Source organism: Hymenobacter sp. HDW8, assembly GCF_011305775.1.
Classification (GTDB): Bacteria; Bacteroidota; Bacteroidia; order Cytophagales; family Hymenobacteraceae; genus Hymenobacter; species Hymenobacter radiodurans.
The window spans coordinates 183,447-198,445 of record NZ_CP049907.1; the positions used below are offsets into that span (position 1 = coordinate 183,447).

11 protein-coding genes and 1 pseudogene are annotated in these 14,999 nt (G+C 56.0%); 2 read left to right on the top strand and 10 right to left on the bottom strand.

What is annotated here, in order from left to right; translation table 11 throughout:
• Positions 1–20: 20 nt before the first annotated feature.
• The 5 genes from G7064_RS00800 to G7064_RS00820 form a co-directional block, all read right to left on the bottom strand.
• Complete coding sequence (locus G7064_RS00800) at positions 21–917, bottom strand: ABC transporter ATP-binding protein (RefSeq protein WP_166072060.1); 897 nt, start codon at positions 915–917, stop codon at positions 21–23.
• A 233-nt stretch (positions 918–1,150) separates the two neighbouring features.
• Positions 1,151–2,893, bottom strand: a complete 1,743-nt coding sequence (locus tag G7064_RS00805; protein WP_166072061.1) for a M14 family metallopeptidase — start codon at positions 2,891–2,893, stop codon at positions 1,151–1,153.
• A gap of 281 nt (positions 2,894–3,174) precedes the next feature.
• Positions 3,175–4,773, bottom strand: a complete 1,599-nt coding sequence (locus G7064_RS00810; RefSeq protein ID WP_166072062.1) for a DUF4394 domain-containing protein — start codon at positions 4,771–4,773, stop codon at positions 3,175–3,177.
• A 297-nt stretch (positions 4,774–5,070) separates the two neighbouring features.
• The gene (locus tag G7064_RS00815; RefSeq protein ID WP_166072063.1) at positions 5,071–5,508 is read right to left on the bottom strand and encodes a DoxX family protein; all 438 of its coding nucleotides are present in this window, start codon (positions 5,506–5,508) and stop codon (positions 5,071–5,073) included.
• A gap of 114 nt (positions 5,509–5,622) precedes the next feature.
• The gene (locus G7064_RS00820; protein WP_166072064.1) at positions 5,623–6,324 is read right to left on the bottom strand and encodes a hypothetical protein; all 702 of its coding nucleotides are present in this window, start codon (positions 6,322–6,324) and stop codon (positions 5,623–5,625) included.
• A gap of 139 nt (positions 6,325–6,463) precedes the next feature.
• Between G7064_RS00820 and surE the strand changes: the two genes are divergently transcribed.
• Positions 6,464–7,318: a 5'/3'-nucleotidase SurE gene (gene surE, locus G7064_RS00825; protein WP_166074995.1), complete on the top strand. Its 855-nt coding sequence runs from the start codon at positions 6,464–6,466 to the stop codon at positions 7,316–7,318.
• A gap of 77 nt (positions 7,319–7,395) precedes the next feature.
• On the opposite strand, the gene G7064_RS00830 is transcribed toward surE, so the two are convergent.
• The 5 genes and pseudogenes from G7064_RS00830 to G7064_RS00845 form a co-directional block, all read right to left on the bottom strand.
• A complete protein-coding gene (locus G7064_RS00830; RefSeq protein WP_166072065.1) occupies positions 7,396–8,997 on the bottom strand; it encodes a DUF4394 domain-containing protein in 1,602 nt (533 codons plus the stop codon).
• A gap of 223 nt (positions 8,998–9,220) precedes the next feature.
• Entirely contained in the window at positions 9,221–9,961 is a 741-nt protein-coding gene (locus G7064_RS00835; protein ID WP_410505560.1) for a DUF4394 domain-containing protein, read from the bottom strand.
• Positions 9,962–9,982: 21 nt separating this feature from the next.
• Positions 9,983–10,755 (bottom strand): annotated as a pseudogene (locus G7064_RS22045) (DUF4394 domain-containing protein); the annotation flags it as partial.
• Positions 10,756–11,151: 396 nt separating this feature from the next.
• The gene (locus tag G7064_RS00840) at positions 11,152–12,717 is read right to left on the bottom strand and encodes an ABC transporter permease/substrate-binding protein (protein WP_166072066.1); all 1,566 of its coding nucleotides are present in this window, start codon (positions 12,715–12,717) and stop codon (positions 11,152–11,154) included.
• On the bottom strand, positions 12,705–13,790 hold the full coding sequence (locus G7064_RS00845) for an ABC transporter ATP-binding protein (protein ID WP_166072067.1): 1,086 nt from the start codon (positions 13,788–13,790) through the stop codon (positions 12,705–12,707). Before G7064_RS00845 ends, G7064_RS00840 begins: the two co-directional genes overlap by 13 nt.
• A 181-nt stretch (positions 13,791–13,971) precedes the next feature.
• On the opposite strand from G7064_RS00845, the gene G7064_RS00850 reads away from it, so the two are divergent.
• Positions 13,972–14,973: a DUF1028 domain-containing protein gene (locus G7064_RS00850; protein ID WP_166072068.1), complete on the top strand. Its 1,002-nt coding sequence runs from the start codon at positions 13,972–13,974 to the stop codon at positions 14,971–14,973.
• The last annotated feature ends 26 nt before the right edge of the window (positions 14,974–14,999 follow it).

Here is a 14,999-nt window from a genome sequence, read left to right on the forward strand (position 1 = left end):
GTAAATTAGCCTGACGGGCGTTACTTGGTGAGCTCCAGAAACTGCGTTTCGAGGCTGCGGTGCCGCACTTCCAGGCTGTTGAGCACCAAGCCTTGCAGGAAAAGTGCTTGGTTCAATTCGGCGGGCTGATACCCAGCACCTAGCACCGCACTGAACGCACCACCCGGCTCGGGACGGATATCCGTTACCCAGGAAAAGCCCCCCAGGGCCTCCAGCAGTGCCGCCGGCGCGGCATTGGGAGCCAAACGCAGCACAACACGGTCGGCCACGGCCAGAATGTCGCTGACGGGGCCCGCAGCGCGCAACTCGCCGCGCTGAAGCACGGCCACATGGGTGCATACCTTCTCAATTTCATCTAGCAGATGGCTGGCCAGAATAATTGTCTTGCCTTCGGCCGCTAAACGCAGCACCAGCGCCCGAACTTCGGCAATGCCCTGCGGGTCAAGACCGTTGGTGGGCTCATCGAGAACCAATACCTCCGGGCGACCCAGCAATGTAGACGCCAGCGCCAGTCGTTGTTTCATGCCCAGCGAGTAGCCCCGAAAGGCATCGTGCTGGCGGGCGGCTAGGCCGGTTATTTCCAGCGCTTCTGCAATGGTGGATGGGTCGGCGCCTTTTACCTCGGCGGCAATCTGCAGGTTTTGGCGAGCGGAGAGGTAGGGAAAAAAGTTGGGAGTCTCCAGCAAAGCGCCTACCCGGCGCTTGCTGGCACTCGAAATTTGCCCCCCAAACCAGCGCACGCTGCCCCCCGATGGTTGGAGCACTCCCAGCGCAATGCCGAGCGTAGTGGTTTTGCCGCTGCCATTTGGCCCCAATAACCCGTACACGCTACCAGCCTCCACCGTCAGGTTCAGGCCCTTGAGTGCCTGCGTACTTCCATAGCTTTTGGAGAGGTTCTCGATTTCAAGGATAGGCATGTGGGGAACTTAGATTTGGAGGTAATGGACTTTGAAAGAATACTGAGAACTCAACTCAATACCCGCGTTTGTCAGGCAGAGCGGTAGGGAAGCGGCTGGCATGTCTAGTAAGGTTAGCAACCTCATGTCAGCACGCGAGATGCTTCACTGCGTTCTGCATGACGGGCTGATAGCTGACAATCTAAGGCGATATGCTTCGCCTCGTATGACGTACAGGTTGATATCCAGAAGCACTATTCAACCGGCAATTTGCCCCCCAGCCAGCGGGCTACGGGGTAGCGCAAGTAAGATTTTTCGTAATGTGGGGAGCGGCGGTAGATGAAGTCCAACTGAGCGCTGGCACTTTTGGCAAAGGCTGGATCTTCTTTTTTGCGGGCTTCGAGCTGTTGACGGAGCTGTGGGTCGCGGCGGAGTAGCTCGGCGGCGAGGTCCTCGAACACATAGTCGGAGAAGTGTTCTTTCTGCTGGAGAATACTGTCGAAAAAGCCCCAATTGAAGAAGGAATCCGTGGCTTGTGGCTCTAGCGTTTCGACAAGGTAGCGGACGGCCGCCTGGTCAACTACTGCCACGTAGTCTCCTTTTCGAAATGCTACAGCTTGCTGCTCAGGCCGCAGCTTCACCTGCGAGTGGATGTAATGGCCTTCGTAGGGTCGCGGCGACGTTTTATAATCTTCCACATAGTACACCTCCGTGGTGAGTGTGGTGTCGCGTCGAAGCTGCTGAAGCTGTACGCCGCTCAGGCGCAGGCGCTCCAGCACCTCGCCCCAAGCCTGGGGAATAAGGTAAGCCACGGGCCGGCGCACGGTGGTAGTGGGGCGGTAGGTGTGGTAGTAGTTGACGGGCCGTGTGAAAGGAGCTTTACGGTCATAATAAAGGCGCGGCTGCCCGCTCACTTCGCTTGTTTTGGTGCGGCCTTCATAGCCCCGGAAGCTGAATTTGTCTACCTGCGTGGTGTCAAGTTTCCAGGTCAGAGGGAAGTCAGTTTGGGTGCGGGTTTGGTGGTCGGCAGCTGTGCGGGCCTGCTTAATTTGGGCTGCATCCTTGTTCACTGTGCGAATCAGCAAATCCAGAAAATCGTAGGTGACGCGCACTCGGGGGGCAAATTCTTTGAGCATGTGCGTCTCGGTCACGAAGCCCAGCGTATTGAACAATGTCGTGTAGCCTGTAGAGTAGCGCGGCGTTTCCAGGAAGCCTCGCAGGCCGCTCTCGGGCGTCCGGCCTTCAAAATCGATATAAGGTGTGAGAGGCCATTTCTTCTTTTCCATGCCTGCGTACAATGCCGGCAACAAATGCTGCTGCATGTATTGGCTCATAGCTGGATGCAGCTTGTCGCGCTGCGTATCAATCAGGGTCATGGTATACTGGTAATCAGCGCCATTGGAGGTATGTGTATCAACAAATACTTCCGGTTGCCAGCGCTGGAAAAGCTGGGCAAAGCTGCGGGCGTTGCGCGAGTCCTGCTTGATGTAGTCGCGGTTCAAATCGAGGTTGCGGGCGTTGCCGCGGAAGCCGTATTCCTGGGGGCCATTTTGGTTAGCGCGGGTAGTGCTGTTACGATTCAGGGAGCCGTCGACGTTGTAGATTGGGATGAGCACCAATGTTATATTTTCAAGCTGGCGCCGTAGCTCTTTTTTCTGCACGTAGTCACGCACGAGCATCATGCTGGCATCAATGCCTTCGGGCTCGCCGGGGTGAATACCGTTTTGAATAAAGATGATGCGCCGGTTTTTTGCTCGCACTGAAGCCGGGTCCGCGTCCCCGTCTAGCGACACGACTACCTCGTGCAGCGGCTGGCCAATGTCGGTGGTGCCGGCCTCGCGCAGTGTAATTTCAGGGTAGGCCGCGTCGAGCCTTTTATAGTAGTCGATGCACTCGGCGTAGGTGGCGGTGGTATTGCCGTTGCCTTTCTCGAAAGGCGTGCGCCAGTCGGCAGGCGCCGTGAAAAGCAGGGAGGCAGAGAGGAGAAGAGCGAGCATGCAGCGGCGGTGAATTTTCTGCAATCAACGCCAAAAAAAGAAAACTCCGACAAGCCTAGCTGCATGGGTATGATTTGGCAACGATTGGTTTAGCTACCATCAAAGCTTGAGTCACTTGGGAATCTAAAGATTAAGCTCCCAAAATCCATAATAGTGTATGCTTTTGGGGAGTGACAATAAACACTTTCATGCAATTGCTTTGGGGCTTATTAATGAGGGTCAAGAAACAAAGAAGGTCCAGACTAGGAAGCCTGGACCTTCTTTAATTGAAGCAATGCAGTTTAGAAACCCAGGCCAATAGTTGCGCCAGTAACTCGGGCATTCGGATCGCTACCCTCAGGACGGCGTAGCGCACCTAAATTCTTCGTTTCACCTGTAGTTAAGTTTACTGTCCTAACTACATCGTTATTGTCCAGGCCATACCCTAGGTTACTTCTACCACCTACATCAAGCGTATTAAATCCCACGTCAGTGATCCTACCGTTAGTGGTGGGAACGTTGGCAAATACGCCACTTGATTGAATATTTGCGAAATACAGGTTAGTTGTTGTAGCACCAACGTAGTTATTATCATGAGCTATTGCGGCAACAGTTGGCGAAAGCCTCCCAGCGAGAAAGACATTCCCCACGCCCCTTGTCGTAGCGCCGGTTGTAGGGTTTACGGCAAAAAGTACATTATCAAAATCAGCATATATGAGTTGGTCGGTGACGGGATTGAAATCCATACCAAAAACATTGGTGGTCACTATGCCAGCTACGTTTAAGGAACCAATAGGAGTGGCTGCACCGGTAGCCGCATTGAGAGTATAAAGCTGGGCGTTTCTGGGCTGACCATCCACTTCAGGCGTCCGACCAATGGCGTAGAGCTGCCCATTAGCAGGCCGAAAATCTATGTCTAAAAGCACTTGTCCTGCTGTAATTCCCGTAATCGGCTTCTGCACGGCAGTCGCTGATGAGGTAGGATCAGAAATAAAGAGCGAGTTGGTTATCTGACCATTAGCAGCTGTGCTAACGGTGGCAACATAAAGCACTGGCTGCGTCGGGATGGCAATGCCCGAATACCCGGAGTTCGTAGCATACTCAGCTAAAGGTCGGGCTGTACCGGTACCGAGGTTCACAGTAAACAGGGTGGGCTTACCTTGTACCGAATACAAGCCTAGGGCGGTGCCGGTCTTGGCATCGATATCAAAACCCCCATCGCCGCTGATGTTTAGGTTCAAATCGCCCACCGGTACGACGGTGCCGTCGTTGGGCGGATTGACCAAGTAGAGTTGCTGGTTCTGGGTGTTGATGGCATACAAAGCCGTGGTTGAAGCACCTGCAGTATTATTGGTGTAGGCAGCCCCTGTTAGCATTGCTCCAGCGGCTCCATTTATGCTACCATCCGTATTGGCCACCGTGCCCGTCTCGGGATTGAGGCGCAAATTCTGCCCGGTTGAAGTAATTAAGCGAATGCGGTCAACGGTGGGGTTAAAATCAAAGCCAACTAGGTTGCCCTGCACAGTAGGATTGAATGGCCCGGTACCAATGGCGTGGGCTCTGCCAGTATTCTGATTGATGACAAAGATCCGACTCATGGTGCTCACGCCGTAGAGTTGGCCCGTAGCGGGCCGGAAGTCAATAGCTAAAAGCGTCTCCCCAGCCTGTAGGCCTGTAATGGTGACCGAACCAATAGGTGTGCTCGGGTTAGCGGTGGAGTAGGCGTCGAGCTTGGTGCCGCCCGATAAGGTGTAGAAAGGAATATCCACCCCTAAGGAAGGAAACGTGGGGGTAGGTTTTGGTTTGGGGAAATACTGCTCTAAGATATCCTCGCAACTGGTCAGCGAAGACAATAATAGTACAGCCACGCCCCATTTGGCGAGGGAGGAGAGTTTTAGCATAGAAACGAGATGATAGGATGGAAAGAAGAATGAATATAATTCTATTGTTGAACTTACGTTACCTTTTCTAAATCAGATGTTAGAAGTCTAGTTTTATCAAAATAAGTTTTGCTAAACATATAGTATGGATTGTATAATGTTGTTAAACAATGATTTATATATCAAAATGTACACTGTCTATTATTTATATTTATAGCATTCTATAAATGGATACGCCCTCAAGTGGAAATTTTGGCAAAAGAAAAAGCCTTGACTCATGAGTCAAGGCTTTTTGGAATTAAGTTGTATTGCAGCCGGCTATTGATATAACCTGCGCGGACCTGGAAACAGGAGCCTATCGAGGCTATACCGGCCAGGCCCGATGAAAAGCAGCCCCAGAAACACGAATGCTGATTCAACGGCGTGGGAATAACCGGCAAAACCGTCGCCTTTGCTGATGTGCATGATAGCCGCCATGATCATCGTAATAAGTAGGGCTACGCATGTAATTCGAAAGAACAACCCGACGGCTAATAATTGCCCCCCAACGGCCTCAGCAACGGCGGCAAGAAGCCCCCAGGCAGTAGGAGCAAAATCAAGTCCGACCAGCTTCATCACACCACCTACTTCCGTCCAGGCGGCCTGACCACCCATCAGCTTCGGATAACCATGTATGGTAAACATCATTCCCAAGCCAACCCGTAGTACCAACAGCCCAAAGTCACGCGTACGGTAGGTGTTTTCGAACAGAAGCATAGACGATTACTAGAAGATAGAAGCAGGGGTGAATACGGGCGGCGGAACCAGTAGGTAGCTCGACACTGCCAAAGTACAGTAAATATAGCGTAATGCAATTACTCGCTTTCTGCGCTACCGCGACACTAACACCCCAATTATGCGCGTGGCTGTGGGCACGTCGGTAGGACGTAGTTGGCTGGGACGCTTGGGGGGCAAAGATTGCTCATCCAGCACCCATGACATCTTTACCGCATCGGATACGGCTACTAGGCCCGCGTCCGTTTTCTCGATGGTTGTGATGCCGTATTGCTGCCGGGCAGCACCGTAGGGTGAGCCTACTCCAATACCATCGGCGGTGCGATACTGCGGGTCGGTAACGCGGATGCGCCAGATCCGGAAGCCGTCTTGCTCGTTGCCGTTCATCTCCAATAAAATAGGGGGCGCAGTAGGCTGCTGCGCATCGGTTACCTCGTACACCGGGTACGTAATTCCTTCTGCGGTGCGGGTAGACTTACGGCGGCGGCGGGCCGGAATCAGGCGCAGAACGGCCTGCTCGCTGGTATTCAGGCGCAGGCGCCCAACTCGGTCGGAGCTGAGCAGGTGTAGGGAATCGGGGGTAGTGGGGTTGGCGGCCGATACGGGCTTCTCGGGGGTGCCCGGCGGCGGGGGCGACGTGGCCGACGGAGCCGAGGCCGTAAGCGGGGCTGAGGGTTGAAATGGCTGTTCGCCGCCCGAATCCACGGGGGTTTGAGTCGTGGAAGAGTCGCAGGCGCTAACGGCAGTCAGGGCCAATAGCAGTGCTGCGGCCCGAGCGGAAGCAGAGAAGTAGAACATAGTACCGATGCCATACGGTAGCGGCGCGCTGCTCGTTGACTTCCTACGCACTTAACTCAGCCGCAGTGGAGGAAGCCGCCGGGCTTGCCTACCTTTGCGGCTCGGTTACTCACTTCAAATTTCGTTTCTCGTGGCTGCTATACCTTCCAAACCCCTGATTCTGATTTCCAACGACGATGGCATCACGGCCCCCGGCATTGCTACGCTGGTGCGCGTCATGCGCCGCATCGGTGAAGTAGTGGTAGTGGCACCCAACTCGCCCCAGTCGGGCATGGGCCATGCTATTACGATTGGTCACCCCTTGCGGCTCGACCCGAGCACCATTTTTGAGGGCATCGAAGCCTACGAGTGTTCCGGTACGCCCGCTGATTGCGTGAAGCTGGCCAAGCATCATGTATTGAAAGACCGCCAGCCTGATCTGGTGGTGTCGGGTATTAATCATGGCTCTAACTCGTCGGTAAATGTGCTGTATTCGGGTACTATGTCGGCGGCAATTGAGGCAGCCATCGAAGGGCTCCCGGCCATCGGTTTCTCCCTGTGCGACTACGGCCACTCGGCCGACTTTTCGCATACCGAAGAGTGGGTAGAGCACGTTACGCGCCAGGCTCTGGAGCACGGCATTCCGGCCGGTACGGCCCTGAATGTGAACATTCCTAAAAAGTCGGAGACACCGATTCTGGGGGCCAAATTGTGTCGTCAGGCCCGCGCGAAGTGGCAGGAGGAATTCGACCTGCGCCACGACCCACACAAGCGCCCCTACTACTGGCTGATCGGTAGCTTCGTGAACCTCGATGAGGGCAACGATACCGACGAGTGGGCGCTGGCTCACAACTTTGTATCCATCGTGCCCTGCCAGTTCGACCTTACTGCCCGCGCCGGTCTTACGCAGATGCAGCAAGGTTGGGAGATGCAATTGCCTGGTCAGCCCGCGCCCACCAGTATCCCGGTTGCTCACCCCGTGGAGCCGGAAGACTACGGCGTAGTTAATCCGTAAAGTAAACATCATTAAAAAGCCCCCAATGCTGCGCTAGGGGGCTTTTTTGTAACAAAATGCTTGGTGTTTTGATTTATTTAAAAACCTAATCCAACGGCAAAGGCCGTAGGAAAACCACCCGCGTTAAAGCCCTGGGTGGATGATGTAACCGCTCCCGTCGTTACATTAATGGTGGAAATAAGGATAGCGGTGCCACCACCACCGGTGGCCGTGTATATATAACCCGTATTGGTGCTGCCCCCAATATCAAAGTTCGATACGTTAGGAATTCCCGTGTTTCCTATCTCTACTAAAGTACCGTCATTGGGTGGGCTCTGCCGGTATAATTTACCATTGCCATCAAGAACGTACAAGGTGGTTGTCGTTGTCCCCGCGAAATTATTATCATACCCTGCCGCCAAAATACTAGGCGTGCCCGGATTAATGCGGCCATCTACGGTGGTCATACCGTCCGCAGGATTCACCCGCAAATTCTGACCCGAAGCAGTCACGATGCGAATGCGGTCAACAACGGGGTTGAAGTCAAAACCTCTCCCATTGGCTACGCCTACCGGACCTGCCGCTAAGGGAACACTTAGCGTAGCCACCTTGGTGGCTGCACCCGTGGCGAGGTTAAGCACGTACAGCTCACTGGTATTGGTGAGGGCATAGAGCTGGCCCGTAGCGGGGCGGAAATCCATACCCACGATTCCCTCATTCTCCTTCAAGCCTGTCACGCTCTTATAGACGGAGGTTGATGGATTGGTTGGGTCGATTATATACAGATCGTTCAGGGTTCCTCCTCTTATACCCTGTGCGAGATTCAACGCGTAGGCAACTGGCCGGGTAGGAATAGCAATGCCTGAATATCCAGAATTGGTGGCATATTCGGCTAGGGGCCGGGCGGCGCCCGTCGTTAGATCCACGGTAAACAAGGTCGGTTTGCCTTGCACAGAATACAAGCCCAGGGCCGTGCCCGTCTTGGCGTCGATGTCAAAGCCTCCATCCCCGCTGATGTTCAGGTTCAAGCTGCCCACGGGCACGAGCGTGCCGTCGTTGGGCGGGTTGACTAGGTAAAGCTGTTGGTTCTGGGTGTTAATGGCGTACAGGGCGGTGGTACTGGCCCCGGCTGTATTATTGGTGTAGGCGGCCCCGGTTACCATTGCGCCGGCCGCCCCGTTGAGGCTGCCATCGGTGGCGGCGACCGCGCCGGTTTCGGGGTTCAGGCGCAGGTTCTGCCCAGTTGAGGTGACCAGGCGAATGCGGTCCACGGTGGGGTTGAAGTCGAAGCCCACCAAGTTGCCCGCTACGGCCGGCGTGAAGGCGCCGCTGCCAATAGCCCTAGCTGCGCCCGTATTCTGATTAATCACATAGAGGCGACTGGCACTGCTCACCCCGTAGAGTTGGCCCGTGGCGGGGCGGAAGTCGATGGCCAGGAGCGTCTCGCCGCTGCCCAGGCCCGTGAGGGCGACGGAACTAGTGCGGCTGGCCGCGTTGCTCGTATTATACGCATCGAGCCGCGTGCCCCCTGACAAAGCGTAGAAGGCGATGTCCTGACCCAGGGGCGGGAAGGTGGGGATGGTGGGTGGGGTAGGATTGGGTTTGGGGAAGTACTGCTCCAAGATATCCTCGCAACTCGTGAGCGAGGATAATAACAGCGCAGCCACGCCCCACTTGGCGAGGGAAGAGGGTTTTAGCATAGAACCGAGAAGATAGGATGGAAAAAAGAAATAATAGGACTAGACTACTTGCCATACGTAGCTCCTCACTATTTAGATGTTCCTATTTCTATTTTTTCGAAATGAAATTATCCTAGTTATACCTAGGCTATCTTACACCATATATTCTAAGTATATTTTGTGTGATGTAAAATAAAAAGCCCCCAGAAGAACTCTGGGGGCTTTTATAATAAGGGAAGAAACCTTAGAAGCCTAGGCCGACGGTAAAGCCATTGACAGTGCTGCCAAAGTCGCCGAGGGCCGTAACTGCGCCGCTGGACTTATTTACGCTGTAGAGCTTGGTAGCGCCACTGGCCGTGAGGATAGCGTAGCCGGTGTTGCTGGTGCCGCCGATATCATAGCCATTCGCAGCGTCTGCGTTGATGCCGAGGTTGCCAATTTCTACTAGGGTACCATTGTTAGGTGGGTTTTGCAGGTAGAGCTTGTCGGTGGTGTAATCAATCACAAATAGGTTGGTGGCGGTGGTGCCGGCGAAGTTGTTCTCGTAGGCGGCGGCGCTTACGTTGGGCGAGCCAGGATTCAGGCTGCCATCCACGGTGGCTGCGCCATCGGCGGGGTTCACGCGCAAGTTCTGGCCCGTATTGCTGATGATGCGAATCCGGTCGACAAGGGGGTTGAAGTCGAAGCCAAAGCTCGTGCCCGCGAGGGTAGTGCTAAGAGTAGCAACCGTAGCGGCCGCGCCCGAAGAGGCATTGATGGTGTACAGACGGCTGCCGCTGCCCAAAGCATACAATTGACCGTTTACAGGACGGAAATCCAAACCCAATACGTTGTCGCCCGCGGCCAGGCCGGTAATCGGTTTGGTTACAACGGCTGACGGATTAGTCGGATTGAAAATCAGCAGGTTGTTGGCACTCACGGCATAGGCTACCGGCTGGGTAGGAATGGCGAGGCCCGTATACGCTGCGTTATTATCATATTTCACCAGCGTTTTGGTGCTACCAGTGGCTAGGTCAACAGTGAAGAGCGTGGGCTTGCCGTTCACGTCGTACAGGGCTAGGGCGGTACCCGTTTTGGCATCGATATCGAAGCCGCCGTTGCCGCTGATGTCCAGCTTTAGTTCGCCGACGGCCACCAGCGTGCCGTTGTTGGGCGGATCCTGACGATACAGAGTATTCGTGGCGGGGTCGAGGTCGTAGAGCACCGTAGCACTGGCGCCGGCTACGCTGTTCGTGTAAGCGGCACCCGTAATACCGGCGCCGGGCACTCCGTTAATGCCCCGTCGACGATAGTGCCGGCCGCGGTTTCAGGGTTCAGGCGGAGGTTTTGGCCCGTGCTGGTTACTACGCGGATGCGGTCTACGGTGGGGTTAAAGTCGAAAGCCACCATATCACCCTCCAGGGCGGGCGTGATTGGTCCGCTGCCGATAGCCCGGGCTGCGCCGGTGACGGGATTAATGACATATAGACGGCTGGTGCTGCCGATGCCATACAGCTGGCCAGTGGCGGGGCGGAAATCAATGCCCAGTAGCTTTTCTCCGCTCTGCAACCCTGAAATAGCGGTTGAGGCAGAGCTGCGGGCGGGGTTCTTGGTAGAGTATAGGTCCAGAGTTACTCCGCCTGATAAGGCGTAAAAGGGAATATCCTGGCTGGAAACAGGCTTGTCGTCGCCATTGCCATTTTTGGGGAAATACTGCTCCAGCACATCCTCGCAACTGGTGAGAGAGGCTAAGGCAAGAGCAAAGGCACTTAACTTGACGAGGGAAGACGGTTTTCTCATTTCCGTAGGTGTTTGGGATAAAAAGATGAAAGACTAGTATTTGGTTGAGGTTAGCTACGATGTGCCAACTCGACCGGATTGCCTCATCTGAGATTCCGCCACGATTTAATCCTGGATTAATCCTTTAGCATAAAAATGTGGCTAGTGCTTATGTGTAGTTGTTTGATAAACAGTAGTTTGGTTTGAATCATATTATAGGGCCTGGGCTGTTGAGTAGATTGAATTTTACTCATTGCAGACTCGCGGTTGTTAAGCCGTGAGCGAAAATCACTGAATAATCGAGGTGTCTATATCGGTTTAGTGGCTGGCAAATGAACGCATTTAGCCTTGCAGGCATAAAAAAAATCCCCACAGCCGCTATACACGTTGCGGGGGGCTTTTTTGCCTGCGTTTACTTTAACGGCGCAGATAAGTGCCTAACTCCGACACAGAGGCAATGTGCAACTGCTCCGCTTGCTGCTGGCGCATGAGCAGGGCATACGTGTTGTTGAAGCCCAAGGGGCTGAGCCACTCCAGCCCGTAGCGTGTTCTGAAACGGGTTTGCACGTAGTCGAACACTGCCTGCGGATTGCCCGCCAGCGAATCGACGGTCGCCGGAGTAGGCTGGAGCAACACCAGCAAGCCCGTGCCGGTGTACTCCGGATACAAATCGATTTCGCCGGTGCGAAGGGCCTCAAAGCAGATGCTGGTGCCGCCCAGGCCGGTTTTGGTAACAACATCCAAGTTGGTGTAGCCCCGAATAAGGGCCGCATAAAGCTCCGCCAGAATGTACTGCTCGGCAAAAATCTTGGAGCCCAGCCGCAGGGTAGCGCCAGTAGCAGGCTGTGGTGCCCGCCACAGGCCACCCCGACGCAGAAAATCGTGGGCCACGGCGCGGGGCGTTTCGTGGCGATAGTCCACGCGGTAGTTCAGCTCCGTCATCACCGAGTCGGAGATCCGGCCAGCGAGCTTTTCCAATACGGCGCGCAGTTCCGGGTGGGCCGCCAGCACTGCTTGGCGTACTACGGGGGCGGCGAAGTAGGGCGGAAAAGCCCCCCGGTCGTCGCGCAGCACACGTAAGTCGTAGGCCTTAATGCGGCCATCGGTGGAGTACCCGTCGATAACGTCCACGTCGCGGTGACGGGCGGCCTCATACACCAGCGCCGGCGCCAGAATCACGCTGGGCAGCGGACGTAGCCCATACTTGGTTTGCAAACCCGGCAGCCCATCGGCCCGCCCCACGAACTCCGGACTGAAGCCGGCCAGCAGCTTGCCCGTGGCGCGGGGCAACAGGTACAAGCCCGAGAGCAACGGCAGCAACACCAGTAAAAAGCCCCCCACGCGGGTAAGACGGCGGGCACTGAGGCGTTGGAGGCGGGCCAGCGCCGCATCGAAAGCTAAGGCCAATGCGGCAGCCGGGATGGCGCCGGCCAGAATCATGGCCGGATTATTCAGGGCAATACCGCCAAAAATAAATTCGCCCAGTCCACCCGCCGCAATGTAGGCCGCCAGCGTAGCCACCCCCACGTTGATAACGGTAGCCGTGCGAATACCTGCAAACAGCACCGGTAAAGCCAGCGGCAACTCTACCCGCCGCAGCACCTGCCCATCGGTAAGGCCCAGACCACGGGCGGCTTCCACCACGGCCGGGCTCACGCCCTGCACGCCAGCCAACGTGTTGCGCACGATGGGCAGCAGGGAATACAGAAACAGCGCGAAAATGGCCGGCTGCGGACCAATGCCGAGCACCGGAATCAGGAAGCCCAGCAGGGCGATACTCGGGATGGTTTGGAGCACGCCCGTAAAGCCCAGCACGGCGGGCGCCAGCCTCGGCCGCCGCGTGAGTAGTAGCCCCAGCGGCACACCCACCAGCACCGCCAGCAGGAGGGAAGCCGCCGTCAGGCCGATGTGTTGCAAGGTTTGATGGCCGAGCTTTCCGGCCTGAGCCTGCCAGAAAGCCAGCAGCTCGGTCAGGACTTCCATGTGGTTTCGGCTTGGTGAATGGCCTGGGCAAAAGCGGCCATCAACTGTGGCAAATCAATCCGATACTGGGGGGCTTTTTCGTCTGACTCTACCATGATAAGGTAGCGTGCTTCGTCCTCTGCGGCCTCCCGATTTGAAGGCACACCGTCTGCTCGTGGCTCAGTTAGTAGCTCCAGCGCTTCCTGAACTGAGTGATTATATGAAATGGGTTTATCGATTGATAACGAGTTGTTTATTTTTTCAAAAATAAGTTTGTTTGAGGGGGTTTTTTTTGCGCTGGTAGGCAAAAATGGTAGCAAGTCGCGGAGGCGCAACGTGCGTAGCTGTAGGGCCAGTCGCTCGGCGGCGAAGAAGTCCCGAACGAAGTTGTTGGCGGGCTGAAAGAGTAGCTCATGCGGCGTACCCAACTGCTGCATTTGCCCCCCGTCAAGTAGGGCAATGCGGTCGGCTAGCTCGAAGGCCTCGGTCACGTCGTGGGTGACGAGCACCATAGTCTTGCTACGGAGCTCTTCCAGCTCCCTGAACTCGCGCCGGATGCCCGCCCGCGTCACCGGGTCGAGGGCGCCGAAGGGCTCATCGAGAAGCATAATGGGCGGGTCGGCGGCCAGGGCGCGGGCCAGCCCGACCCGCTGCTGCTGGCCGCCACTAAGCTGGTGTGGGTACTGCCCGGCAAAGCGCTTGGGGGGCAAATGCAGACGGGTAAGCAGCATGTCGGTTCGCTCCGCAATAGCAGTAGGGGCGTGGCCCAGCAGGCGCGGCACTACGCCTATATTTTCAGCCACGGTGTAGTGCGGCAGCAGGCCCACTTGCTGAATAACATAGCCAATACCGCGGCGCAGTACCTCCGGCTGCTGCCGATCCACCGCTACCCCGTTGATTTCGACCGTGCCCGCCGTGGGCTCGATGAGGCGGTTAAGCATTTTGAGCAGCGTCGTTTTGCCGCAGCCGCTGGGGCCCAGCAGCACCAGTGTTTCGCCCGCCGCCAAGTCGAAGGAGATGTTCTGCACAGCGGCGTGGCCAGGGTAGTGCTTACTCAGGTCACGGACGCGAATAACGGGCGGGGCTATGCTCAAGGGAAAGAAAGTAAGGCCGGCTTGACCGGTGAAAGCTAGGTTAATTTGATGATCCTGAGTACGGGGCGTGAAGTATCGGGGCTCTGACCGCCGGGTAGTTCGTGTCCACAACTCCTAAAGGAAACAGATCTAGCCAGCACATCTTTATCTTGAACCGCTAATCACCCAAAACTACTTTTTCATGCTCCTCAAACGTACCCTTTTCCTGCTTCTGCCGCTGTTAGTGGGCCTGTTGCCGGCCACTTCTGCCCAGGTTTATTCGGCCACCGATCCGCTGGCTCATACGTTTTCCATTGTGGCCCGCGACCCCAAAACGGGTGAAATGGCCGTGGCCGTGCAAACGCACTGGTTTTCGGTGGGTACCTCGGTGAGCTGGGGCGAAGCCGGCGTGGGCGTTATTGCAACGCAATCGTTCACCAACAAATCATTCGGAATGCGGGGGCTGGCCTTGTTGAAAAGTGGCAAAACCGCCCAGCAAGCCCTCGACGAACTATTGAGCACCGATGAAGGCAAGGCCGTGCGCCAAGTAGCCATTCTGGATGCTAAGGGCAACGTGGCTGCCCACACTGGCGACAAATGCATCGACTACGCGGGCCACATTACGGGCAAGGAATTTTCGGTGCAAGCCAATATGATGCTCAAAGCAACCGTGTGGCCGGCTATGGCGAAAGCCTTTGAGCAAAACGCCAGTCTGCCCTTGGCTGAACGGGTGCTGGCGGCGCTAAACGCGGCCCAGGCCGAAGGTGGCGACATTCGGGGCAGGCAGTCGGCGGCCCTGCTGGTGGTGCGCGGGCAGGCAACAAAGGCCCCCTGGGAAGACCGGCTGATTGACCTTCGCGTGGACGACAACGCCGCCCCACTCAAGGAGCTAGACCGGCTGCTGCGCCTGCATCGCGCCTATAACCACATGAATGCCGGTGACTTGGCCGTGGAGAAAAACGATATGCCCGGCGCAATGCGCGAGTACCAAACCGCCGAGAAGATGTTTCCGGAGAACCTGGAAATGCGCTTCTGGCACGCCATAACCCTGGCTAATAACAAGCAGGTGCCTGCCGCGCTAAAGCTGCTTCAGCCCGTTTTCAGAGAAGACCCCAACTGGCGCACGCTCACCGGGCGTCTGCCCAAAGTAGGCCTGCTAACGGTGACGGAGGCCGAGCTAAAGCAGATCATGGCGCTCAAATAGTGCAACCTGGCGCTAAGCTCGGCGTT

Bases quoted from the DNA above. Each gene is read 5' to 3' on its own strand.
- G7064_RS00800 (WP_166072060.1), bottom strand. From the start codon at position 917: ATGCCTATCCTTGAAATCGAGAACCTCTCCAAAAGCTATGGAAGTACG.
- G7064_RS00805 (WP_166072061.1), bottom strand. From the start codon at position 2,893: ATGCTCGCTCTTCTCCTCTCTGCCTCCCTGCTTTTCACGGCGCCTGCC.
- G7064_RS00810 (WP_166072062.1), bottom strand. From the start codon at position 4,773: ATGCTAAAACTCTCCTCCCTCGCCAAATGGGGCGTGGCTGTACTATTA.
- G7064_RS00815 (WP_166072063.1), bottom strand. From the start codon at position 5,508: ATGCTTCTGTTCGAAAACACCTACCGTACGCGTGACTTTGGGCTGTTG.
- G7064_RS00820 (WP_166072064.1), bottom strand. From the start codon at position 6,324: ATGTTCTACTTCTCTGCTTCCGCTCGGGCCGCAGCACTGCTATTGGCC.
- G7064_RS00830 (WP_166072065.1), bottom strand. From the start codon at position 8,997: ATGCTAAAACCCTCTTCCCTCGCCAAGTGGGGCGTGGCTGCGCTGTTA.
- G7064_RS00840 (WP_166072066.1), bottom strand. From the start codon at position 12,717: ATGGAAGTCCTGACCGAGCTGCTGGCTTTCTGGCAGGCTCAGGCCGGA.
- G7064_RS00850 (WP_166072068.1), top strand. From the start codon at position 13,972: ATGCTCCTCAAACGTACCCTTTTCCTGCTTCTGCCGCTGTTAGTGGGC.